This window comes from Paenibacillus sp. FSL F4-0087 (assembly GCF_038020215.1).
Lineage (GTDB): Bacteria > Bacillota > Bacilli > Paenibacillales > Paenibacillaceae > Paenibacillus > Paenibacillus taichungensis.
This window is the reverse complement of sequence record NZ_JBBODJ010000001.1, coordinates 277,025-299,708: the sequence shown is the minus strand read 5'-3', so window position 1 is coordinate 299,708 and position 22,684 is coordinate 277,025. Positions and strand designations below refer to the sequence as shown.

Sequence of the window (22,684 nt, the reverse complement as noted above, 5' to 3'; positions counted from 1 at the left end):
AGTAATTTTTAATGCGTGGGGGGCTTGCTCCTCCACTCTGATCGAGGGGGCTTAGCATGATTTCGGTTACGCGGTTAAACGGTTCTCCCATGTGGTTAAATGCGCTGATGGTTGAAATTGTGGAAGAGACACCAGACACGTATATTACTCTGGTAACCGGAAAGAGACTTATTGTGCTTGAGAAAGCCGATGAGGTTATTTCCAAAATTAAAGATTACAACCGTGAAATCGGGGTTCAGGCAGCCACTATTAAAGTGCAGCAAACGGAGGAGTCCTGATGAAAAAGATGTTGCCATGGCTTGCAACAAGCTTGCTAGCTATAACACTCATTGTGGTGGTTGTGTTTGTATTTATGCAAGGACAGAACGGGAATAAGGTTGACACACATACGGCAGCCGCGGCAGAGAAGAAGATGACTGCGGATGAGATTGTTGCAGTTTCCTCAGAGCTTGGAGAAATTAAAACCAATTTGGCTGATATAGACCATGTTGTAGTTGTAAGTTTTTCTTTCAAATTATCCGACAAAAAGGCTAAAGAAGATTTTGAGAAAATCAAGGAAATCACGGTGAAGCCTATTATCATCCAGACTTTTGCGGATACCAAGTCTGATGAGCTGGCTACAGCGAAAGGTCGCATTCAATTTAATAAAAAATTGACTGAGCTTATTAATGAAGCTTTACCAGAAGGTAAGCTGGCCAGCACTAGTTTTTCTGCTTTTGTGATGGCGCCAATGTAATGAACAGGACACGCTGTAAATCTGTAAGGGGGTGAGAACATGGTGGATGTATTATCACAAAATGAGATTGACGCCCTATTAGCTGCCCTTTCCTCTGGTGAGATGGATGCTGAGGAATTGAAAAAGGAAGAAACTCAAAAGAAAATTAGGTCGTACGATTTTAAGCGGGCAGTTCGTTTTTCCAAAGATCATATTCGAAGCTTGACCCGTATTCACGAAAATTTTGCACGCTTTCTCACCACTTATTTTTCAGCCCAACTGCGGACGTTCGTTCAGATCAATGTCGTTCAGGTTGAACAGTTGCCTTATGACGAGTTTATCCGTTCTATTCCGAAGATGACGATATTGAACATATTTGAGGCGGAGCCATTACAGGGACGGATGGTGATGGAGGTTCATCCCAACGTGGGTTATGCAATGCTGGATCGTCTGCTTGGCGGAACAGGAAATGCACCGACAAAGATCGCATCGATGACGGAAATTGAGACGACGATTATGGAGCGGATTTTCAGCCGTGCGTTTGAAAGTTTGCAGGAAGCATGGAAGACTGTGTTGGATATTTCTCCAAGGATGGAAGCACTGGAGACCAATCCGCAATTTATGCAGATTGTATCACCTAACGAGACCATCGCTTTGATCTCACTGAGTACCAAAATCGGTGACACCACAGGCATGATCAATTTGTGTATCCCACATGTCGTTCTTGAACCAATTATGTCCCGGTTGTCGACTCATCAGTGGTTTGTTTCGGAGAAAAAGACGAGAGCTCCTGAAGAATATGATGCTCTCAAAGAGCGTGTGAACAAAGCCAAATTGCCCGTCGTTGCGGAGTTGGGCGAATCCAGAATTTCAATTGCTGAATTTTTGGGTCTGTCTGTTGGCGATGTCATTACGTTGAACAAACCCGTTGATGAGGGACTGTCCATTAAAGTTGGAGACAGGCTGAAGTATATGGGTAGCCCGGGAACGATCAAGGATCGTGTGGCTGTGCAAATAGACAAGATTGTCACCGAAGGAGTTGAAGAATTTGACGAGTAAGGATTATTTATCCCAAGAAGAAATCGATGCTTTGCTCAGACAATCGGAATCGATGAACAGTTCGGAACCGGCTGTGAAAACAGTTGATGATTTTTTGACCGAGCTGGAACAGGATGCCTTGGGGGAGATTGGTAACATTACATTTGGTAGCGCGGCGACAGCTTTGTCCACGCTATTAGGCCTAAAAGTAGATATTACAACACCTAAAGTATCCATCATCAGCCGGACACAGTTTGATGAAGCATTTCCTAAGCCTCATGTTGCTGTTCATGTGAATTACGTAGATGGATTTGAAGGGATTAACTCACTAGTCATCAAAAAACGGGATGCTCAAGTCATAGCGGATCTGATGCTTGGCGGCGAAGGTAATCCGGTCGATGAAGAACTGAATGAAATCCATATCAGTGCAGTACAAGAAGCGATGAATCAGATGATGGGTTCGTCTGCTACTTCCATGTCTACCATCTTTAACCGTTTTGTGAATATTTCTCCTCCGGGGATTGATATTCTCAATATGGAAAGTGGCGAGGGAGTCAGCAATCTGCCAGAAGATGAGACGTTGATCCAAGTATCATTCCGTCTGTTGATTGGCGATCTGATTGATTCCAATCTCATGCAGCTGCTTCCAGTCCATTTTGCCAAAGAAATGGTAGAGATGTTGATTGGAGGAGCTCAAGAGTCTACTGCTAGTGCACCAGTTGCGTCAACACCTGAGCCAGCACCAGCACCGGTAGCAGCACCAGTTGCCCCTGAGCAACCTCCGGTTCAGCAACAGATACCACCACAGGCGCAGCAGCCGCCTGTTCAAGATTATAATGGCTATGGGCAGGGCCCGATGGGAATGCCTCAAGGAATGCCGCCACAGCAGCCGTATGGCATGCCTCCGCAGCAACCTTATGGTGTACCGCAGCATTACGGCGGTGTGCCGAATAGGAATGTAAACGTACAACCGGTTCAATTCGCCAATTTGCAAAATGGGGCGTTCGGCCAGGTAGACGAAAACAATTTGAATTTATTGATGGACATTCCCCTTAAAGTCACCGTAGAATTAGGAAGGACCCAGAAGCAAATTAAGGATATTTTAGAACTGTCACAAGGTTCAATTGTCGAGCTGGACAAACTGGCCGGTGAACCTGTCGATATTTTGGTAAATAACAAGTTGATTGCCAAAGGTGAGGTTGTCGTAATCGACGAAAACTTTGGTGTTCGTGTTATAGATATCGTAAGCCAATGGGACCGAATACAGAAATTACAATAAGCACAATTTAGGGAGGACTTGAATCAAGATGGCAAACCGAATTTTAGTCGTGGACGACGCTGCATTTATGAGAATGATGATCCGGGACATTTTGTCCAAAAACGGATACGAGGTCGTTGGCGAAGCACAGGATGGATCACAAGCAATTGAGAAGTTTAAGGAGCTTCGTCCTGATCTGATCACAATGGATATTACCATGCCTGAGATGGATGGTATTGCAGCTTTGAAAGAAATCAAAAAAATTGATGCTAACGCAAAAGTGATTATGTGCTCTGCGATGGGTCAACAAGCGATGGTTATTGATGCAATCCAAGCTGGAGCTAAAGATTTCATTGTGAAGCCGTTCCAATCTGACCGGGTTATCGAAGCAATCAGCAAAACGCTGGGCGTTTAAGAGACATGATGATGGCTCAGGATAAGATTCCAGATGATGTTGGCACGGGAGTCAATTATTATTTTCAGCTTGTATGGGTGATTGTTGTCCTGGCCGTCATTCTGGTTCTTATAGTCTATCTGATTCGTTTTCTAAACAAACGGAATCAGCGATGGTTCCGGAACGGCACAATTCGTATTTTGGGTGGAGTCGGACTGGGACCAAACAAGTCGCTGCAAATTATAGAAATTGGCGGTAGCGTTTATCTACTCGGTGTGGGTGATGACATACAGCTGGTGGATAAGGTTTCGGATCTTGAAGAGGCACAGCGAATCATTGATTCATTTGAACGGGATGCTTCAGCACAACAGGGAAGCCTTTCGCCTCTCATTGCAAAGCTGGCAGCCCGATTGCGCAAAGATGAACCGCCGCGGGAAATGGAACTCGAGGATACAACCTCTTTTCACGAACTGTTTGAATCTAAACTTCGGCAGATGCCTAACCGTAAAGAGAAGATGGAGAAGGTTCTGGAAGAAGACAATACTACAGATCGGTCGAGGGATTCATGAAGAAAAAGATTTGGTTAGCGTGTTTTTTCATAGGACTCATCAGTCTGGCATCCGTCACTGTTGCCTTTGCCGAACCGATTCCGAATATTGATATTCAAATTGGAAACGGGGATGGGGGCACACCAAGCACGAGTTCACTGTCCATTATCCTGCTGATCACGGTACTTAGTATCGCACCAGCTTTGCTTGTACTGATGACCAGCTTTACCCGAATTGTTATCGTTCTCGGTTTTGTGCGGACATCCTTGGGTACGCAGCAAATGCCACCCAATCAGGTGCTGGTCGGTTTGGCACTTTTTCTAACACTGTTCATCATGTCACCGACGTTGTCATCCATCAATCAGGTAGCGCTTCAGCCCTATCTCAAGGGTGACATCACACAAACCGAAGCGTTGGAAAAAGCTGCGGATCCCATGAAGAAGTTTATGTTCTCCCACACTAGGGAGAAAGACCTGCTGCTGTTTATGAAGTACAATCAAACCGAAAAGCCAAGCACATACCAGGATATTCCGATTACTGTGATGGTACCGGCATATGCAATCAGTGAGTTGAAGACAGCGTTCCAGATGGGATTCATGATCTTTATTCCATTCTTGGTTATAGACATTGTAGTTGCGAGTACACTCATGGCTATGGGCATGATGATGCTTCCACCTGTCATGATCTCATTACCTTTCAAAATACTGCTATTTGTACTTGTCGATGGCTGGTATCTGGTCGTGAAGTCACTGTTGCTGAGTTTTAACACTTGAGCCGGCATATTAAAGGAGGACGGTCATGACTTCGGAGTTTATTATCGGTCTGGCCGGGAAAGCGGTTTATACTTCACTGCTGGCCAGCGCACCTATGCTTATTCTAGCTCTGGTTGTAGGACTCATTATCAGTGTGTTTCAGGCAACCACTCAAATTCAGGAGCAAACCCTGGCCTTTGTGCCTAAAATCATTGCTGTACTTCTGGCAGTACTTTTGTTTGGTCCTTGGATATTGAATATACTGGTCGATTTCACGTATAACATTCTCGATAATTTATACAGATACATAGGGTAGGCTGTTGCAGATGGAGACATTGTTGCAAAGTTTTCCTGTCGCTCTGCTTATGTTTTGTCGAATAGCATCATTTTTTGTAACTGCACCAGTCTTCTCGGCTCGGAATGTGCCGAATTCTCTTAAAATTGGCTTATCGGCATTTGTAACCTTTACTGTGTATATGGTATACGGCATAGACCAGGTTGTACCTACAGATCTGAGTTATATCTTGCTGGTCATCCGAGAGATATTGATTGGCTTGCTCCTAGGCTTTGTTGCTTATCTGTTAATGACGGCTATACAGACCGCAGGAACATTTATTGATCTTCAGATTGGTTTTGGTATGGCCAACGTATATGATCCAATGACAGGTGCTTCTGCTCCGCTTACAGGTAACTTCAAATATGCTTTTGCGGTATTGCTTTTTCTGACAATGAACGGACATCATTATCTGCTCGATGCCATTGTATACAGCTATCGTTGGATTCCCTTGTCGAATGTATTCTTTCTACGATTGGCAGACGGAAGTATTGCTGAATTTTTGGTGCGTACCTTAGGTCAATCATTTATGTTGGCTTTTCAGATGTCTGCGCCGATTGTAGTCGCTCTGTTTTTGACAGATGTAGGATTGGGATTCTTAGCGAAGACGGCTCCTCAATTCAACGTATTTGCCGTCGGAATGCCACTTAAGGTACTCGTAGGGCTTGCTATTTTGCTTTTGCTGGTTCCCAGTTTTGCCTTTGTGTTTAGTCAATTGTTCGAAGTAATGTTCAGATCCATGGAAAACTTGCTTGGGACCATTGGACAGAGGCCGGGCTGAGTGAAACGGAGGACAAGATTCGAATGAAATATCAACTCGACCTCCAAATGTTTGCGGGGGAAAAAACAGAGAAGGCTACCCCGAAAAAAAGACAGGATACGCGAAAAAAAGGACAGGTTGTCAAAAGTATGGAGCTGTCCGGCGCATCCATTCTCCTATTCACGTTTTTGATTATGATGATGTTCAGTAACTTTTATAAAGAACGAATAGTTCGACTGTTTACGGACATCTTCATAAATCGACTGAGTATGGAGATCACCGGGGAGAATGTTGTCGCTCTGATGATGCGATATGGTATCGAGGTAATGCTGTTGCTTGCTCCTGCTTTGCTAGGTGCGGTACTTGTTGCGTTAATCGTTAATTACATGCAGGTTGGTTTTCTTCTTGTAGGGGAAGGTTTGAAGCCAAAACTTGAGAAATTGGATCCGATAAAAGGGTTCAAAAATATTTTTTCTCTACGTTCTTTGGTTGAATTCGCTAAATCGATTCTGAAAATGTCAATTATCGGTTTTCTCGTTTACAGTGCAATCACAAGTTACCAATCAGACATTGCTTCACTGTCACATTTTTCACTGGATGCGATTCTTCATTTTGCTGCTTCGATTACCTTAAGCTTAGGGATTAAAATTGCCGTAGCGCTCTTGGTGCTTGCAGTATTCGATTACATGTATCAGAAGTACGATTATGAGAAGAACATACGTATGTCCAAGCAAGATATCAAGGACGAATACAAAAAAATGGAAGGTGACCCACTGATCAAGGGGAAAATCAGGGAGCGTCAGCGTCGTATGGCTGTTCAGCGCATGATGCAGGAAGTTCCCAAAGCGGATGTAATTATCACCAACCCGACTCACTTTGCCGTTGCGCTTAAGTATGAAGGCTCGGAGATGGAAGCGCCGCAGATAATAGCCAAAGGTCAGGATTACGTTGCCTTGCGTATTAAGGAAATTGCCAAAGAGCACGGTGTCATTACTATGGAAAACAAGCCGCTGGCACGGGCATTGTTCCAGAGAGCCGAGATTGGTGACGCCATACCGGCTGATTTGTTTCAAGCGGTAGCCGAAGTGCTGGCTTATGTATATAAATTAAAGGGCAGAACGAAATAACAAGGGATCGGAGGCCGTACATTCATTGAAAACAAAAGATATAGCTGTCCTTGCGGGTATCATCGGCATCGTGTTGATGATGATTCTCCCGATCCCAACCTGGTTGTTGGACATGTTGCTTGTCATCAATATCTCAATTGCACTGATGATACTGCTTGTTGCAATGAACAGCAAAGAGGCACTGCAATTTTCTATCTTTCCTGCATTGTTGCTAATCACGACGTTGTTTCGATTGGCACTCAATATATCGACAACGAAACTGATTCTGGGAGAAGGAGACGCTGGTTCGGTAGTTGCTACCTTTGGTAGCTGGATAGCTGGTGGACAGATTGCAATTGGATTCATTGTGTTTCTGATTCTCGTCGTTGTTCAATTTATCGTTATTACGAAGGGTTCGGAGCGTGTAGCTGAAGTAGCAGCGCGATTTACCCTCGATGCGATGCCTGGTAAACAGATGAGTATCGACGCAGATTTGAATGCTGGTCTGATCAACGAGCAGCAAGCACGTGAACGTCGTTCCAAAATTGAACGCGAAGCTGACTTCTACGGAGCCATGGATGGAGCGAGTAAATTTGTAAAAGGAGACGCTATAGCGAGTATCATTATTCTCCTGATTAATCTCATTGGTGGATTTATCATCGGAATGACGGTTCATGGTCTCGATTTTGCAGAATCGCTTTCTACCTATTCTGTGTTAACGATCGGGGATGGACTGGTAAGCCAGATTCCTGCACTCCTGATATCTACAGCAGCAGGTCTTATCGTAACAAGAGCCTCATCGGAAGGGAATTTGGCCGATGACATTACGGGACAATTGTTTACATACCCGACGCTCCTTTATATTGTAGCTTTTGTAATAGCAATGCTCGGTTTTTTCACACCGATTCATGTTATTACAACGTTGCCGCTTGCAGGTTTGCTGGCTTTTGCCGGATGGAGGATGCAGAATAATCTGAATCAGAAGCAAGAGGCAGAGGAGCAAATGGAAGAGGAGCAGCAGATTGAAGAAGTTAGAAGTCCGGAGAGCGTAATCAACCTTCTTCAGGTTGACCCAATTGAGTTTGAATTTGGTTACGGTTTGATTCCTCTGGCTGACAATCAGCAGGGTGGAGACTTATTGGATCGGATCATTATGATTCGTAGGCAATGTGCTCTTGAACTGGGGTTAGTCGTTCCGGTTATCCGGATTCGGGATAATATCCAATTAAGACCGAATGAATATGTCATCAAAATTAAGGGTAATGTTGTTGGCGGCGGAGAACTGTTGTTGAATCATTATCTGGCCATGAGTCCGGGTTATGAAGAAGAATCTGTTACAGGGATCGAAACGACAGAACCAGCTTTTGGTCTTCCAGCGTTATGGATTGATGAAGTAACCAAAGATAGAGCTGAACTTGCAGGATATACGGTTGTAGATCCTCCTTCAGTTGTAGCTACACATCTGACTGAATTGATTAAGAAGCATGCGCATGAGTTACTTGGAAGACAAGAAACAAAAGCACTCGTGGATAATCTCAGAGAGAATTATGCTGCGCTGGTGGATGAACTCATCCCATCCGTCCTGTCCATCGGAGATGTACAGAAAGTGCTCGCCAAGTTGTTGCGTGAGAAAGTTTCCATTCGTGATATGGTTACAATTTTCGAGACACTGGCGGACTACGGAACGTACACCAAAGACCCGGATGTACTGACAGAATATGTGAGACAATCCCTTTCTCGTCAGATTACCCAGCAATTCTCCCAAAAAGGAGAGACGCTTAGAGTTATCACTGTTGGACCTGGCCTGGAGAAGAAAATTGCTGAGAGTGTACAGCAATCCGATCAAGGCAGTTATCTTGCACTGGATCCGGCTTCAACACAAAGTGTATATCAAAAGTTGACTGAACAAGTCAATCGATTGATCCAGTCGGGCCAGCAGCCTGTTGTATTAACTTCTCCAACTATTCGTATGTATCTGCGTCAGGTGATTGAGCGTACCATGCAGGATATACCAGTGCTTTCCTATAGTGAGTTGGAGCCGAATGTTGAAATTCAAAGTGTCGGGGTGGTGAACTTATGAGAGTAAAACAATACGTCGTTGAAACCATGCCCGAAGCTATGCTTCAAATTCGCAAAGACCTGGGAAGTGATGCCGTCATTCTGTCCACCAAGGAAATCAAGGTGGGGGGGGTGCTGGGGATGTTCCGTAAGAAAAGGATTGAAGTTGTAGCTGCTGTAGATAAGGAAGAAAAAAAACAGACTACAAATCAAGTTCAAAATCAATTTTCACCCGTACCTCGCGCATTTGTACCTGAAGCATATCGACAAACGGCTCGCTCGTTTGTCGTTGCTTCTGACGAATCAGCTGCGAGTATCGCTGAAAAAAATGTGCAAGAGAAAGCTACGGATGCCACAGCTGTATCTGAATCGAGTAAACTCGGTTCAGACATGAGCAACGGCAGATCTTCTTTGAGTATCGAGCATAAACCGCGACCGCAAGGGGCGGATTTTTCGGGTTTAACATCAGCCAGTGGGCAGCAGGAGCAGGCGAACGATCTGCAGCAGGGCCAACTAATGTCTGAATTGCAGGAGCTCAAACTGATGATGACCAAGTTGTCTAAGCAAGGAGCAACGGCAGATCCGTTATCAGAGAAGTTTCATGCTCTTCGAGAAAGGTTGATGGAGCAAGACATTTGGCCAGAAGTATGGGAATCTTGGTTTGAGGTTGTTCAGACAAATCTCTCTGAAAAAGAATTAGATGAAGTAGAAGCTGTTCAAGCAGTGCAATTGGAAATATCACATTTTTTGGAGAAACGTATCGACGTGGGCATTTTGCCAACCACACGCATTGTGTATGTAGCTGGGCCAACTGGCGTTGGTAAAACAACGACCATTGCCAAGCTGGCTGCTGAACAGATGTTCAACAAACAGCGAAAGGTAGGGTTCATCACTTCCGATACCTATCGTATCTCAGCTGTAGAACAACTTAGAACGTACGCATCCATTTTAAATGTCCCGCTTGAGGTCGTACAATCCCCAGGTGATACACAACGTGCGATCTCCCGTCTTGAGGAATGTGATCTGATCTTCATGGATACAGCCGGAAGAAACTACAGAAATGAGCTGCTTGTTTCAGAACTGCAAAGTTTACTCGCACCTGTGGAAAATAGTGAAACTTTTTTGGTTTTGAGCATGACTTCCAAAAGTTCCGATATGGTTCAAATAACCGAGCATTTCAGTAAATATGGGCTGGATAAGGTTATTTTTACGAAGATGGATGAGACCGGAAGCTGCGGCCCTATGTTTAACCTACTGCATCGTTTTCCACTTAAACTTGCTTATGTGGCGAACGGACAAAATGTGCCTGATGATCTACTCAAACCTGATGCGGATTCTCTGACCAAACAATTGTTAGGAGAGCTTGTACGATGAAGGACCAGGCAGCCTCACTCAGAAGTATGGTCTCCATGCCTAACGGAGTGGAGGGAAGAGGTCGTGATTCACGCTCCTCCAAAATCATAACCGTTGCCAGTGGAAAAGGAGGGGTTGGTAAATCCAACTTCACACTTAATTTTGCACTGAGCTTACAGGCAATGGGGCAGAAGGTATTGGTGTTTGATGCAGATATAGGGATGGCTAATATCGATGTCCTAATGGGAACCTCATCTCCCTATAATCTGTACCATCTGTTATACCGACAGAAATCCATACAGGAAATCATACAGCTTGGTGCAAGCGGGTTGCCTTATATCGCCGGAGGTTCGGGGATGAAAGAATTGTTCTCATTGTCAGATCGAGATCTGGAGTTTTTTGCTGGACAAGTTGAAGAAATTGCACAGGAGATGGACTATGTCATTTTTGATACTGGGGCAGGACTTTCCAGAGAAAATATGAAATTTATCTGTGCAGCCGATGAATGCCTGATCATCACCACACCTGAACCAACTTCAATAACCGATGCTTACGCTTTAGTTAAAGTTATGCATGGCCAGGAAAATGCCACACCCTTTCGGATGATCGTTAACCGGGTTGAAGACCAGCAAGAGGCGGAAAGGGTGGCGGATAAAATAGCTGGAGTGGCTAAGAGATTTTTACAGATCGATATCCCCCTGCTTGGATATATTTCCGAAGATGCCCAGGTTGTAAAGGCAGTTAAAAGGCAAGTGCCATACAGTCTGGCATATCCGAATGCAAAAGCTTCCAGGGATATATTGAAACTCGCACATCACTATTTAGCTGCACCTGCTGCTCCGGGATCCGAAACCTTGACAGGAATCAGAGGATTTATGAAAAAGTGGCTAAAGCGGACAACATGATTTCTGAATAAAGGAAACAGGGGTGGAAACAACATGGCGGTGTATCAAGTATTGGTTGTCGATGATTCCGCTTTTATGCGTAAAATTGTTTCAGATTTAATCGAAGCAGATTCGGAGTTTAAGGTTACGGCAACAGCGTCAAATGGTAAGGAAGCTATTCAAAAAGCAAAAGATTTGAAGCCCGATGTCATCACAATGGATGTTGAGATGCCTGAAATGAATGGGTTGGACGCATTAAAATCGATCATGAAGCAATCTTTCGTCCCGGTGATTATGCTTTCAGGTATCAATGAACAAGGTATGAAAGAGACCATCATGGCGCTTGAGGCCGGTGCGTTTGACTTCATTCGTAAGCCATCGATTGTGCATGATCAGGATATTGCCCAAGTCGGTAAAGCACTGGTTGAGCGGATGCGAGCAGCTATGGATGAAATCAAGCGAAAAGCCGATCGTGAAGCATCCATGAAGAAACGGGATGAAGCACAGAGCAAACTGCTGCAACAGTCTCAGCGAGTTCAGGTTGATCCTTCTTTACCAGATCGTAAAGGTCTTTTGAAGAAAACGATAGAACCTGCTCAGCCAGGAACACGTCTAGGTAGCGGACAAACTGAATCCTTACGAGCAAAACCGAAGCATCCCACTATTCCACTGACGAAGCAGAATACAGGACGCCTGGACAAAAAGCAGGAGCCTTTGCGAGATTCAAATCGAGCTTCGGATGCCAGCAATGACAAATTAGCAAAGCTAAACAAGCCAACGCAATCTCCTAAGGAAAAACGTTTGTCCAATATATCTCGATTGGCAGAACAGGAAACTGCTGCAGCTTCAGCTGATCCATCCAAAGATATTTCGAAGGTAATTCCTTCTCATAAGGGAGCAGGACCGGAAGGATCATTCAACAAACTTGTGGCTATCGGTTGTTCAACTGGTGGACCGAGAGCCCTCAAGACTTTGCTGGAGCAACTGCCAGGTGATTTACCTGCTCCAGTCATTATTGTACAGCATATGCCCCCTAACTTTACTCGATCCCTTGCCCAGCGATTGAATACGTTCAGTGAACTGCATGTGGTTGAAGCTGAGGAAGGCATGGTTTTACGAAAAGGAACGGCCTATATTGCTCCTGGCGGCTTCCATGTCAAAGTCAACAAAACTGCTGATGGAAGGTTCACCATAAAGCTGACAGAGGAAGAACCAGTCAATGGACACCGGCCCTCAGTAGATACGATGTTTGAGTCGCTGCTGCCGTACACGTCATTGCAACGACATTTGGTTTTGCTGACAGGGATGGGCAGTGATGGTGCTCGTATGATGAAAAAATTGTATGAAGCGGGTGTCACATCAACCTTTGCAGAGAATGAAGAAACTTGTGTTGTTTATGGTATGCCGCGTTCTGCTGTAGAGCTGCAATGCGTGCGTCATCTTCTACCCTTGCAGGAGATTGCGCCTAAACTTGTTCAAGCTGTGAAATAAACGGAGTAAACTCATGGAGGAGGTGCCTCACAATGGACATGAATCAATATTTATCTATGTTTATTGATGAGTCTAATGATCATCTGCAGTCCCTTAACGAAAATATGCTTCAACTCGAAGGCAGTCCGGAGGATCTGGGAATTGTTCAGGTCATATTCCGCTCTGCTCATACATTGAAGGGTATGGCTGCTACAATGGGGTTTGAGGATTTGGCATCATTGACGCACAAAATGGAAAATGTGCTGGATCTGGTGCGTAACGAAAAGTTGAAAATGCAGGATTTCATTTTTGATACCCTGTTCAAAAGTTTGGATGCCTTGGAGAATATGGTTCAGGATATTACCGGAGGTGGAGAGGGGAAAGCAGATGTCTCCTCCATCGTAGCTTCTCTCCAAGCCATTGAGAGTGGTGAATGGACGGGAGGTACTGCTCCAGTAGCCGAAGTAAATCAATCATCAAGTACAGTAACACCAAGTGCGGTTGAACTGGACGAATTCCAGTACTCCGTATTGGATCAGTCCATAGCTGAAGGTCACCGTGTGCTCTATATTGAAGTTCTTGTCAGCGAGCAGAGCCAGCTGAAGGGCGTACGTGCATATATGGTCTTCGATCTGTTAGAACGCTCGGGTGAAATTGTTAAATCGTTTCCAACCGTTCAGGATATTGAGCAAGAGAAGTTTGAGCGCAGTTTTTCGTTGTATTACATAACGACCAAAGAGGCGCAGGAACTTGAAAAAGGCATTATGAGCATCTCTGAAATTGAAAGTGCCAAGGTCATTCAGCTGGATCAAGAGACTCTTCAGCAAATGACCAATCAGGCAGCGGCAACAGCTGAAGTGGAAGCTGCACCTGTTCCTGCTCCAGTAGATGCATCCACGGAATCGGATTCTTCATCGAAAGAAGAACCAAAGAAACTGGCGGCCACTAAAACTGCACCTAAACAAGCTGCTGCACCTTCACGTACCATCCGTGTGGATATAGAACGTCTGGATGTACTGATGAATTTGTTCAGCGAGTTATTGATTGACCGTTCACGCCTGGAGCAGTTGGCCAGTGAGACGGGTAATAATGATTTATCGGATACTGTAGCTCATCTGAGCAGAGTCAGTACAGATTTGCAAAATATTGTACTGAAGTTGCGTATGGTCCCTGTAGATACCGTATTCAACCGTTTCCCGCGTATGATTCGTGACCTTGCTAAATCACTGGACAAAAAAATCGATCTGGTCATTACGGGTGCCGAAACGGAACTTGATCGGACGGTAATCGATGAGATCGGCGATCCGTTGGTACATTTGCTGCGTAACGCAGTTGACCATGGTGTTGAATCGATCGCAGAGCGTGTAGCAGCAGGTAAACCTGAATTGGGAACAGTTAACCTTCGGGCCTTCCATAGCGGGAATCATGTATTTATTGAGATCGAAGATGATGGTAAAGGTATTTACCGGGACAACCTTTTGAGAACAGCAGTCAAGCGTGGAGTTGTTACCGAAGAACAAGGTGCCAAGATGAGCGATGATGAAGTGAACCAGCTGCTGTTTGCACCAGGCTTCAGTACCGCTGATAAAATCTCGGATATCTCCGGCCGTGGAGTAGGCTTGGATGTTGTAAAATCCAAAATCACTTCTCTGGGTGGTAATGTAACCATTCATTCGACACCGGGTAAAGGGACCAACTTCTCTGTTCAATTACCATTGACCCTGTCCATTATCGCTGCGATGCTTGTTCGACTGGGATCCGAGAAATATGCCGTTCCTTTGTCTTCCATTGTGGAGACAGCCATTGTACAGCGTGAACAGGTTCGCAACATTCATGGTAATAAAATGATCACATTCCGTGAGTCTCTAATTCCGTACCTGTCGTTGAGCGAAGTTTTTGGAGTGCCTGATTTCAATGACGTGGATGAACAAGAAACTGAAATCGTGGTCATTCGCAAAGGTGAACGTCTTGCAGCTGTAGCCGTTGAAGAATTTATTGGACAGAGTGAGATTGTTCTTAAATCGATGGGTACTTATCTTCCTGCCATTGAAGGAATCTCTGGTGCAACGATTCTGGGAGACGGACAAGTAGCTCTGATTCTTGATCCTAATGCATTTATTAAATAAGCACACAAGATAAGTCTTACATTTAATAGGGAGGTTTTTTACATGGAAGAAGAGTTGAAAGTCATTGTCTTTAAATTAGGATCCGAAGAGTATGGTATCGAGGTAGACAAGGTTCAGACGATAGAGCGTATGATGCCTATTACCCGTGTTCCGAAGACCTTCTCTTTTGTAAAAGGAGTTATTAACTTACGCGGTGTTGTTATTCCCGTCATTGATCTGCGTGGTCGATTCTCTTTGCCGGAAACAGAATATACCGATCAAACACGTATTGTCATTGTAGGTGTAGACGACATGCAAGTTGGCTTTATCGTTGACTCTGCCAATGATGTTATTGACATCAAACGTGATGCAATTGATAGTCCGCCTGAAGTGGTTGGTGGAGTTAAAGCAAGATACCTGCGTGGTGTAGCCAAGCTGGAGGATGCTCGCTTGTTGATTATGCTTAACCTGAACGAAGTATTAAATAAAAGCGAGGTTGTACAGCTGGAAAGTATTGAGGGCTAACACCGTGGAACTGTTCAACCGATTTGAGGGATTCCAAATGGATGTGCTCAAAGAGGTCGGTAACATTGGAGCAGGCAACGCCGCAACGGCGTTGTCTCAGCTTCTTAATAGACCGATTGACATGGGTGTACCTACAGTGCAGATGCTTCCTTTTGAAGAAGTTGCTGAAAAAGTGGGCGGGGATGAACGTATTGTTGTTACTGTATTTCTTCGTGTTGAAGGCGAAGCGCCAGGCAATCTGTTCTTTATGATGGCACCTGAGGCTGCCAAAATGCTGTTGAACCGTCTTGCTGGTTTTGATCTGAAGGAAGGTCTTGCATTCACGGAAATGGAACAATCGGCTCTATCCGAAATCGGAAATATTTTGGCGGGTTCATACCTTTCTTCATTGGCAGATTTCACTAAACTATCTATGTATCCGACTGTTCCTGGACTTGCTATTGATATGGCAGGAGCCATTTTGAGTTATGGTTTGTTGCAGTTTGGTGAAATGGGCGACGATGCATTATTGATTGACACTTCTTTCTTTGAAGGCGAAGATCAGGTAGAGGGTCAATTTTTCCTGATTCCGGATCCGCCATCTTTTGCTAAGATATTTGAATCTCTAGGGGTGCCACTGGATCATGATTGAGGACAAAAGCGTCGTTAAAGTCGGTATGGCGGATTTGAACATTGCTCATCTTCCCGGCGTAATCCGTACGACTGGCTTGGGCTCTTGTGTAGGATTAACAATGTATGATCCGCATTTGAAGCTTGCCGGAATGGCGCATGTCATGCTCCCCACTTCAGAGATTGCTCGTGAAGGAACTTTGAACAAAGCCAAATATGCGGATACGGCATTGCCGGAATTGTTACAAAGAATGATACAACTCGGTGCATCTCGTTCACGTATTGTGTCCAAAATGGCTGGAGGGTCTCAGATGTTTGCCTTCGCGGGAGCAGGGGATACGATGCGTATCGGACCGAGGAATGCGGATTCTTGTCGTGAATGGTTAGAAAAGCTTGGGATTCCACTTCTTGCCGAAGACACCGGTGGGAATTACGGACGAACGATTGAAATGGACTGTGAAACTGGACTTTTGACTATTCGAAGTGTCCAAATGGGTGTAAAGGAACTATAAGACATGATAGGAAACTACCGTATTAATCTTGGAGCAGGCATAGTCGGATTTATTCTGACTTTTTTTGTAGCATACAGCAGCAATGTGTTGATGACCAGCTTAATACGCGGGTTGATCGGCTTTGTAGCCTGGTTTGTCCTTGCTTATGGTTTACGCTGGGGACTGGGATTGCTGCTGAACCCTTCAGTAGAGGGGAATGGGTATGGTTATGATTCACCGGGCGCTCAAGAACTAAGAGGTTCACAGGTGGACATTAAACTCGAAGACGATGGACAAGAACTGAATGACTTGCTCAAACATGGACAGAACGCCTCCTCTGGGGAGAACCTTCCACCATCTGAGACGAAAGCTCCAACGGGATTTGCCCCTTTGGATCCGCCTAAACTTGTCCGGACCAAAGAGCCGGAGGAGTTGGCGCAGGCCGTTCGTCACCTGACAGACAAATAAGGAGGGTGAAAGCAATTGAACGAGCGTAAAGCTTCACATTTGAACCACGCTGACTTGTGGGAAAAGTGGAAAGAACAAGGCGATCTTGAAGCCAAGAAAAGTTTGATCGAAAAGTATCTTCATATTGTAAACTATGTATCCGGGCGTTTGGCTGTTGGTCTGCCCAAAAATGTCCCGAAAGATGATCTGGAGAGCAATGGAGTTATGGGATTGATTGATGCGTTGGAGAAATTTGACTATGAACGTGGTCTGCAATTTGAGACGTACGCATCATGGCGTGTGCGCGGTGCAATTCTTGATGGTTTGCGTCAAGGAGATTGGGTTCCTCGTTCCGTGCGGGAGAAAGCAAAACGGATTGAAGATGCTTACCAGCAGCTAGAGCAAACATACTTGCGTTCTGTTAGTGATGAAGAAATGAGCCAGTATCTCGACGTGTCTACGAAAGACTTTCAACATATGCTTCAAGAAGTGGCAGTTATGTCGCTTTGCTCTCTGGAAGACCCAATCCGGGAAGAAGAGTCCGAGACTCGACTTTCATTAATGGTCGATGAAAAAGCCAAAAACCCGGATTACAAAGTAAATGAATTCTACTTAAAAGAAGCTTTAGTGCAGGGGCTTGAAAAATTGACGGTCAAAGAGAGAACGGTTGTTTCACTTTTATATTATGAAGATCTCTCTCTTAGTGAAATTGCTGAAGTAATGTCTCTTTCTCCGTCACGTATCTCGCAATTGCACTCAAAGGCCATTTTACGATTACGTGGAACACTGGATAAACAGAAAGACTTGCTTATGCGTAAAGATTAATATAGTAATATATGAATAGAGAGCATTAACATTGGATATTGGGGAGTGGAAAGTCTAAAAGGGGGAAGAAATGCATTGACACAGCAGACTGTTTTGGAACAGTGTTTGAGCATTGTTTTATCAGATGATAAAAGTACGGCCTACCTTGAATTTTCCAAACAGGAAGAAGGTTTTGCCTGTACACCGGATGAGCTCGAAAAATTTATAGCGAGTCAGGGTATTAAGTATGGTGTGCTGCGCGAAGCGTTGCTTGTTTTTGTGAGTCATCCTGAGACGTACGTGAAGGATCGATATAAGATTGCCGAAGGTATTAAACCAGTACCTGGAACTAATGGCTTTATTAAAGTGCTGGTGGGCATGGACGATTCCAATGAACGGCGACCTTTGGAAGCAGAGAACGGAACAGTCGATTACAAAGAAGTGACTCGCTTAAACAATGTTCGAACAGGTCAAATCATTGCCGAACGAATTCCTCCTGTGGATGGCACGATGGGAAGGGCTGTAACAGGTGAAGAAATACCGTTTCGTCCAGGGAAAGAAGCACGCTTCAAAGTGGGAAAAAATGTTGTCGTTAATCCTGATGGATCCGCGATGTATGCCGCTCTGGATGGATTGGTTACCAAAACAGAAGGCAACAAATTGAATGTGTTTCCGGTGTACGAGATCAATGGAGATGTGGATTATAACACTGGTAACATCGATTTTGTAGGTACAGTTGTCATCCGCGGCAATGTGCTTACCGGATTTAAAGTAAAAGCTGCGGGGGATATACGTGTCGTCGGAGGTGTCGAGGGGGCGGAGTTGGAAGCTGGTGGCTCAGTCGAAATTACCGGCGGTATTATTGGTTATAACAAAGGGCTTATACAAGCAGGGCATAACGTGAAATGTACCTTTATTCAAGAAGGCAACGTCGATGCGGCTGAAAATGTACTGGTATCCCAAAGTATTATGCATTCCACGATTCGTGCAGGTCATGCGGTAATCTGTGAAGGTACCAAAGGACTTATCGTCGGCGGGTCGATCCAGGCTGGAGAAAAGGTCTCAGCACGCGTCGTCGGCAACAGTATGTCTACTGTGACTTCCATTGAAGTAGGGGTACTGCCTAAGCTCCGTAATGAGTTGAGTGACTTACGTAAGGAAGTCAAAGAGCAGATGGATGCTTTGGATAAAACGAAAAAAGCTTTGACATTATTGGATCAGTTAGCTGCTGCAGGCCAACTGACCCCGGATAGAATGTCCATGCGAATCAAACTGAGTGCGACTCAAAAATCTGCCCTTCGTCTTAGCGAGGAAACGAAAACACGTATCTTTGAAATTGAGAAGGTTCTTGAAGATACAAGTAGGGCTCGCGTCGATATCCATAAGATGATTTATGGAGGCTCTAGAATAGTTATCGGCAGATACACCAAATTTATTAAAGATCCGGTAAGTCGAATATCTTTTTATTATCATGATGGGGATATAACGATGGTTCCATTCGTTTAAGTACAGCATTCAAGCACATAAAGAAATCCATTCGATACCGTGAGGTGAGCGTATGAGTTTCAAAGCAGTTGAGTTGCAGATTGCCGTACCTAGAACAAGTGAGGCGGGGCGTTATCAGAATGAAGCCCAGCAGAGACCGGTCATTGACCAGAACCTGCTAGCGGAACAAACGGCCAAAGAAGCAAATGAAGCAAGGCAACGAAGCGAGGCGCTGGATGAAACAGCGCACACAGATGTACGCGATGGTCAATCTAGAAACAAAGAGCAGCAGAGCGGCTCCAACGAACCTGAAGTTACTTCAGCGCTGGAAACTGTCAAACCTGCTGAGCATCCCTACAAAGGAAAACATATTGACCTGTCGTTGTAATGGATGACATGTGACTCACATGTAGTCTTAAACACCGATGGCTGCATTAAAAGGAGAGAACCCAAATTGTCACCATGGATCATTATTGTCATATTAGGAGCCTGCGCAATTGCATATGCGCTTATCATGCCCAAGAAAAACAAAGTGCAGGAGCCTGGGCATCACCTGGTGCAAGAGATGGAATCTACGCTTGAACATTATATGGCTGAGATAGAGAACGATAATGATGCTCTCATTCAGCGTGTTGCTGAAATGAAGGGTGAGGCGACGGCGGCAGATCAGCGTATGCAGTCACAGCTTCAGGAATTACAGCGGAGACTGGATCAACTGGAAGAAAGTAAAACGATAAAAACTGACATACCCTCCAATATAATTCCGGTACATAGCACAAGCGGATTGCAAGCACAGGCGCTTGTAGACAGTGTGCGAGCAGATTCGGCCCAACAGGTGTCAGAAGCAGAACAGCAGGCCGCTGTACAAGAACCTAAACCTGTACGTGAATCCATTAAGGACCGATATGCAGAGCTGTTTAATCTATATGCTGAAGGAAAGTCAGTGGATGCCATTGCCAAGCAGACGGGCATACAACGTGGAGAAGTTCAGCTGATTTTACAGCTGGCAGAACGGGAGGAGAGCTAACAGATGGACAAGCGCTCCTTATGGATTGGACTTGGAAGTGGCATGATTGTTGGTGCAGTATTGCTGCAGCTTGCAACGGTTGGACAAAACGCACTGTCTGAGAGTAATCTCGACCCTGAGTTGGCTACGGCCAATCTGACAATGGAACAGCTAGAAGCAGCTGCAAAGAGCATGGACATGAAGCTTGTAGCTTCTGATGATGAGTTGTTTACAGAAGCTGAGTGGGTAGCGAAGAAGAAACAAGAAGGCAGTGAACTACAGGGGAAAACGGCAACGGCACCTGAAGCGGCAGAATCAGCTGTGAAACCGGAGCAACCTGACGATCCAAAGCAACCTGTCACTAATGAAAGCGACAAACAGGACGAAGTCGATCAGCCAAAAACGACCGAACCGTCAAGTCCTAACAGTCCCGAAGCTGCGGCTACTGTATCGTTCAAAGTACGTTCAGGCAATAGTCTGGCCATCGTGGCCGGGAATCTGGAGAAAGCCGGGATTGTCGATAGTGCACAAGCTTTCATAAAGGCAGGCAGAGCAGAGCGAATTAACACTAAAATACAAGTTGGTACCTATGACTTGGAAAAAGGCGAAAGTTTCAAATCCATTATTGCCAAGATTACAAAAGAACCGTCAAACTGAGTGCGCTCAGGCAGGGCGGTTTTTTTGTATAAATAATGACAAGTTCTGTATCGCTATGAAGGAACGGAAATTTGCTTTGAAAGACTGTTGCATCAGGCAATCAGTTATGATATATTAGATAACGGTGTTAAAACACACGCATGTGCTAATTTTGTTGAGGGTGCTTTCCTGATGGAGAGTCTTGGCGAAAAATGATGCCGGCGGAGGACACAATAAAACCATATTAGGAGGTGTGTGAAGATGGCAGTAATCTCCATGAAGCAGCTTCTCGAAGCTGGGGTACACTTCGGTCACCAAACTCGTCGTTGGAACCCAAAAATGGATCGTTATATCTTCACTGAAAGAAACGGAATTTATATCATTGACTTGCAAAAGACAGTGAAAAAAGTCGAAGAGGCTTACAACTTCGTTAAAGGAATCGCAGGAGAGAATGGTACAATTCTTTTCGTGGGTACTAAGAAACAAGCTCAAGATTCAGTTAAAGAAGAAGCTGAACGCGCTGGTCAATTCTACATTAACCAACGTTGGCTCGGCGGTACCCTGACTAACTTCTCAACTATTCAAAAACGTATTGATCGTTTGAAACAGTTGGAAGCTTGGGAAGAAGACGGTACTTTCGCTGTATTGCCTAAAAAAGAAGTAATCTTGCTTCGCAAAGAGAAAGATCGTCTGGAGAAATTCCTCGGCGGTATTAAAAATATGAAAGGCCTGCCAAGCGCCCTGTTCATCATCGATCCACGCAAAGAGCGTATCGCTGTTGCGGAAGCTCGCAAATTGGGTATTCCAATTGTAGGTATCGTTGATACTAACTGCGATCCGGACGAGATCGATTATGTTATCCCGGGTAATGACGACGCAATCCGCGCCGTTAAGCTGTTGACAGGTAAAATGGCTGATGCCGTTATCGAAGCTAACCAAGGCGAAGAAACTTCCGCTTAATAGATTCGAACATATCTAATGAATTAAATGAAAAGGGTGGTTGGTAGGTGGATAACCTCTCACTGCCCTTTTTTTAGAGTGTACGTACAATTACTTATTTTTGGAGGGAATTAATAATGGCAGTTAATGCGAGTGCAGTAAAAGAACTCCGTGAAAAAACGGGCGCAGGTATGCTCGATTGCAAAAAAGCACTGGAAGAAGCAAACGGTGACATCACGAAAGCAGCTGAATTGCTGCGTGAAAAAGGGCTTTCAGCAGCAGCAAGCAAAGCTGGCCGTGCAGCAACTGAAGGCGTTGTAGAATCTTATATCCACGCTGGTGGCCGTATTGGTGTACTGGTAGAAGTGAACTGTGAAACTGACTTTGTTGGTAAAACAGATCAATTCAAAGATTTCGTTAAGGACATCGCTATGCAAATCGCAGCAGCGAGCCCGAAATTTGTTACTCGTGAAGAAGTTCCTACAGAAGAGCTGGAAAAAGAGAAAGAAATTCTGAAAGCTCAAGCTCTGAACGAAGGCAAACCAGAAAAAATCGTTGAGAAAATGGTTGAAGGCCGTATCGGTAAATATTACGAAGAATTCTGCCTGTTGGAGCAAACCTTTGTTAAAGATCCTGACAAAACGATCTCCCAACTGCTGAACGAAAAAATCAGCCAAATCGGTGAAAATATCTCCATCCGTCGTTTCGTTCGTTATGAACTGGGTGAAGGTCTTGAGAAAAAAGTAGACAACTTCGTAGAAGAAGTTATGTCCCAAGTGAACAAATAAGACGGTTTTCAAACCGGCAAGCAGGAATGATTTTCGAAGATATAAGAATGATGAAACTTCGAAGCGCTACTCCCTTATATCCCAGGAAAACTATGCCTTACCGGTTGAATGTTTTTCCTAAAAGAGCGGAACACAACTGTGTTCCTTTCTTTTTAAGCAGGAGGCCATGCGCGAGAAGT

At 44.7% G+C, this 22,684-nt stretch carries 26 protein-coding genes; all 26 read left to right on the top strand.

The window, feature by feature from the left end; translation table 11 throughout:
- Positions 1–56: 56 nt before the first annotated feature.
- The 26 genes from MHB84_RS01485 (at position 57) to tsf (ending at position 22,505) form a co-directional block, all read left to right on the top strand.
- Complete coding sequence (locus MHB84_RS01485; RefSeq protein WP_024630220.1) at positions 57–278, top strand: flagellar FlbD family protein; 222 nt, start codon at positions 57–59, stop codon at positions 276–278.
- Entirely contained in the window at positions 278–736 is a 459-nt protein-coding gene (locus tag MHB84_RS01480) for a flagellar basal body-associated FliL family protein (RefSeq protein ID WP_076289511.1), read from the top strand. Before MHB84_RS01485 ends, MHB84_RS01480 begins: the two co-directional genes overlap by 1 nt.
- Positions 737–775: 39 nt before the next feature.
- Positions 776–1,774 carry a flagellar motor switch protein FliM gene (gene fliM, locus MHB84_RS01475; RefSeq protein WP_024630222.1) on the top strand — a complete coding sequence of 333 codons (999 nt, stop codon included), beginning with the start codon at positions 776–778 and terminating at the stop codon, positions 1,772–1,774.
- On the top strand, positions 1,764–3,032 hold the full coding sequence (fliY, locus tag MHB84_RS01470) for a flagellar motor switch phosphatase FliY (protein ID WP_076289512.1): 1,269 nt from the start codon (positions 1,764–1,766) through the stop codon (positions 3,030–3,032). Before fliM ends, fliY begins: the two co-directional genes overlap by 11 nt.
- Positions 3,033–3,060: 28 nt before the next feature.
- Complete coding sequence (locus tag MHB84_RS01465; RefSeq protein ID WP_017689175.1) at positions 3,061–3,426, top strand: response regulator; 366 nt, start codon at positions 3,061–3,063, stop codon at positions 3,424–3,426.
- A gap of 8 nt (positions 3,427–3,434) precedes the next feature.
- Positions 3,435–3,974, top strand: coding sequence for a flagellar biosynthetic protein FliO (locus MHB84_RS01460; protein ID WP_371121409.1), 540 nt, complete (start codon positions 3,435–3,437; stop codon positions 3,972–3,974).
- Positions 3,971–4,726 (top strand): flagellar type III secretion system pore protein FliP, encoded by a 756-nt coding sequence (fliP, locus tag MHB84_RS01455; RefSeq protein WP_063566400.1) that lies wholly within the window; start codon positions 3,971–3,973, stop codon positions 4,724–4,726. The genes MHB84_RS01460 and fliP overlap by 4 nt, the downstream gene beginning before the upstream one ends.
- A gap of 25 nt (positions 4,727–4,751) precedes the next feature.
- Positions 4,752–5,021 (top strand): flagellar biosynthesis protein FliQ, encoded by a 270-nt coding sequence (gene fliQ, locus MHB84_RS01450; RefSeq protein ID WP_024630226.1) that lies wholly within the window; start codon positions 4,752–4,754, stop codon positions 5,019–5,021.
- Between the two features lie 10 nt (positions 5,022–5,031).
- Positions 5,032–5,820, top strand: coding sequence for a flagellar biosynthetic protein FliR (gene fliR, locus MHB84_RS01445; RefSeq protein WP_063566399.1), 789 nt, complete (start codon positions 5,032–5,034; stop codon positions 5,818–5,820).
- A 23-nt stretch (positions 5,821–5,843) separates the two neighbouring features.
- Positions 5,844–6,926: a flagellar biosynthesis protein FlhB gene (gene flhB, locus MHB84_RS01440; protein ID WP_076289513.1), complete on the top strand. Its 1,083-nt coding sequence runs from the start codon at positions 5,844–5,846 to the stop codon at positions 6,924–6,926.
- Between the two features lie 25 nt (positions 6,927–6,951).
- Positions 6,952–8,985 (top strand): flagellar biosynthesis protein FlhA, encoded by a 2,034-nt coding sequence (gene flhA / locus MHB84_RS01435; RefSeq protein ID WP_076289514.1) that lies wholly within the window; start codon positions 6,952–6,954, stop codon positions 8,983–8,985.
- Positions 8,982–10,337 (top strand): flagellar biosynthesis protein FlhF, encoded by a 1,356-nt coding sequence (gene flhF, locus MHB84_RS01430; RefSeq protein ID WP_076289515.1) that lies wholly within the window; start codon positions 8,982–8,984, stop codon positions 10,335–10,337. The genes flhA and flhF overlap by 4 nt, the downstream gene beginning before the upstream one ends.
- A complete protein-coding gene (locus MHB84_RS01425) occupies positions 10,334–11,221 on the top strand; it encodes a MinD/ParA family protein (protein ID WP_076289516.1) in 888 nt (295 codons plus the stop codon). Before flhF ends, MHB84_RS01425 begins: the two co-directional genes overlap by 4 nt.
- A 33-nt stretch (positions 11,222–11,254) precedes the next feature.
- The gene (locus MHB84_RS01420) at positions 11,255–12,691 is read left to right on the top strand and encodes a protein-glutamate methylesterase/protein-glutamine glutaminase (protein ID WP_076289517.1); all 1,437 of its coding nucleotides are present in this window, start codon (positions 11,255–11,257) and stop codon (positions 12,689–12,691) included.
- Between the two features lie 32 nt (positions 12,692–12,723).
- Complete coding sequence (locus MHB84_RS01415) at positions 12,724–14,796, top strand: chemotaxis protein CheA (RefSeq protein WP_076289518.1); 2,073 nt, start codon at positions 12,724–12,726, stop codon at positions 14,794–14,796.
- Positions 14,797–14,838: 42 nt separating this feature from the next.
- Entirely contained in the window at positions 14,839–15,300 is a 462-nt protein-coding gene (locus tag MHB84_RS01410; protein ID WP_063566392.1) for a chemotaxis protein CheW, read from the top strand.
- Between the two features lie 37 nt (positions 15,301–15,337).
- Positions 15,338–15,931: a chemotaxis protein CheC gene (locus tag MHB84_RS01405; RefSeq protein WP_090807429.1), complete on the top strand. Its 594-nt coding sequence runs from the start codon at positions 15,338–15,340 to the stop codon at positions 15,929–15,931.
- Positions 15,924–16,421, top strand: a complete 498-nt coding sequence (locus MHB84_RS01400; RefSeq protein ID WP_063566391.1) for a chemotaxis protein CheD — start codon at positions 15,924–15,926, stop codon at positions 16,419–16,421. The genes MHB84_RS01405 and MHB84_RS01400 overlap by 8 nt, the downstream gene beginning before the upstream one ends.
- 3 nt (positions 16,422–16,424) lie before the next feature.
- Entirely contained in the window at positions 16,425–16,868 is a 444-nt protein-coding gene (locus tag MHB84_RS01395; protein ID WP_076289519.1) for a hypothetical protein, read from the top strand.
- A gap of 15 nt (positions 16,869–16,883) precedes the next feature.
- Positions 16,884–17,672 carry a FliA/WhiG family RNA polymerase sigma factor gene (locus MHB84_RS01390; RefSeq protein WP_072732409.1) on the top strand — a complete coding sequence of 263 codons (789 nt, stop codon included), beginning with the start codon at positions 16,884–16,886 and terminating at the stop codon, positions 17,670–17,672.
- A gap of 75 nt (positions 17,673–17,747) precedes the next feature.
- Positions 17,748–19,157 (top strand): DUF342 domain-containing protein, encoded by a 1,410-nt coding sequence (locus tag MHB84_RS01385; protein WP_076289520.1) that lies wholly within the window; start codon positions 17,748–17,750, stop codon positions 19,155–19,157.
- 52 nt (positions 19,158–19,209) lie between these two features.
- Positions 19,210–19,524 carry a hypothetical protein gene (locus tag MHB84_RS01380; RefSeq protein ID WP_076289521.1) on the top strand — a complete coding sequence of 105 codons (315 nt, stop codon included), beginning with the start codon at positions 19,210–19,212 and terminating at the stop codon, positions 19,522–19,524.
- Between the two features lie 66 nt (positions 19,525–19,590).
- Positions 19,591–20,163 (top strand): hypothetical protein, encoded by a 573-nt coding sequence (locus MHB84_RS01375; RefSeq protein ID WP_076289522.1) that lies wholly within the window; start codon positions 19,591–19,593, stop codon positions 20,161–20,163.
- Positions 20,164–20,166: 3 nt separating this feature from the next.
- On the top strand, positions 20,167–20,799 hold the full coding sequence (locus MHB84_RS01370) for an endolytic transglycosylase MltG (protein ID WP_076289523.1): 633 nt from the start codon (positions 20,167–20,169) through the stop codon (positions 20,797–20,799).
- Between the two features lie 240 nt (positions 20,800–21,039).
- Entirely contained in the window at positions 21,040–21,738 is a 699-nt protein-coding gene (gene rpsB / locus MHB84_RS01365) for a 30S ribosomal protein S2 (RefSeq protein ID WP_024630243.1), read from the top strand.
- A gap of 116 nt (positions 21,739–21,854) precedes the next feature.
- Entirely contained in the window at positions 21,855–22,505 is a 651-nt protein-coding gene (tsf, locus tag MHB84_RS01360; RefSeq protein ID WP_062326078.1) for a translation elongation factor Ts, read from the top strand.
- Positions 22,506–22,684: the final 179 nt, after the last annotated feature.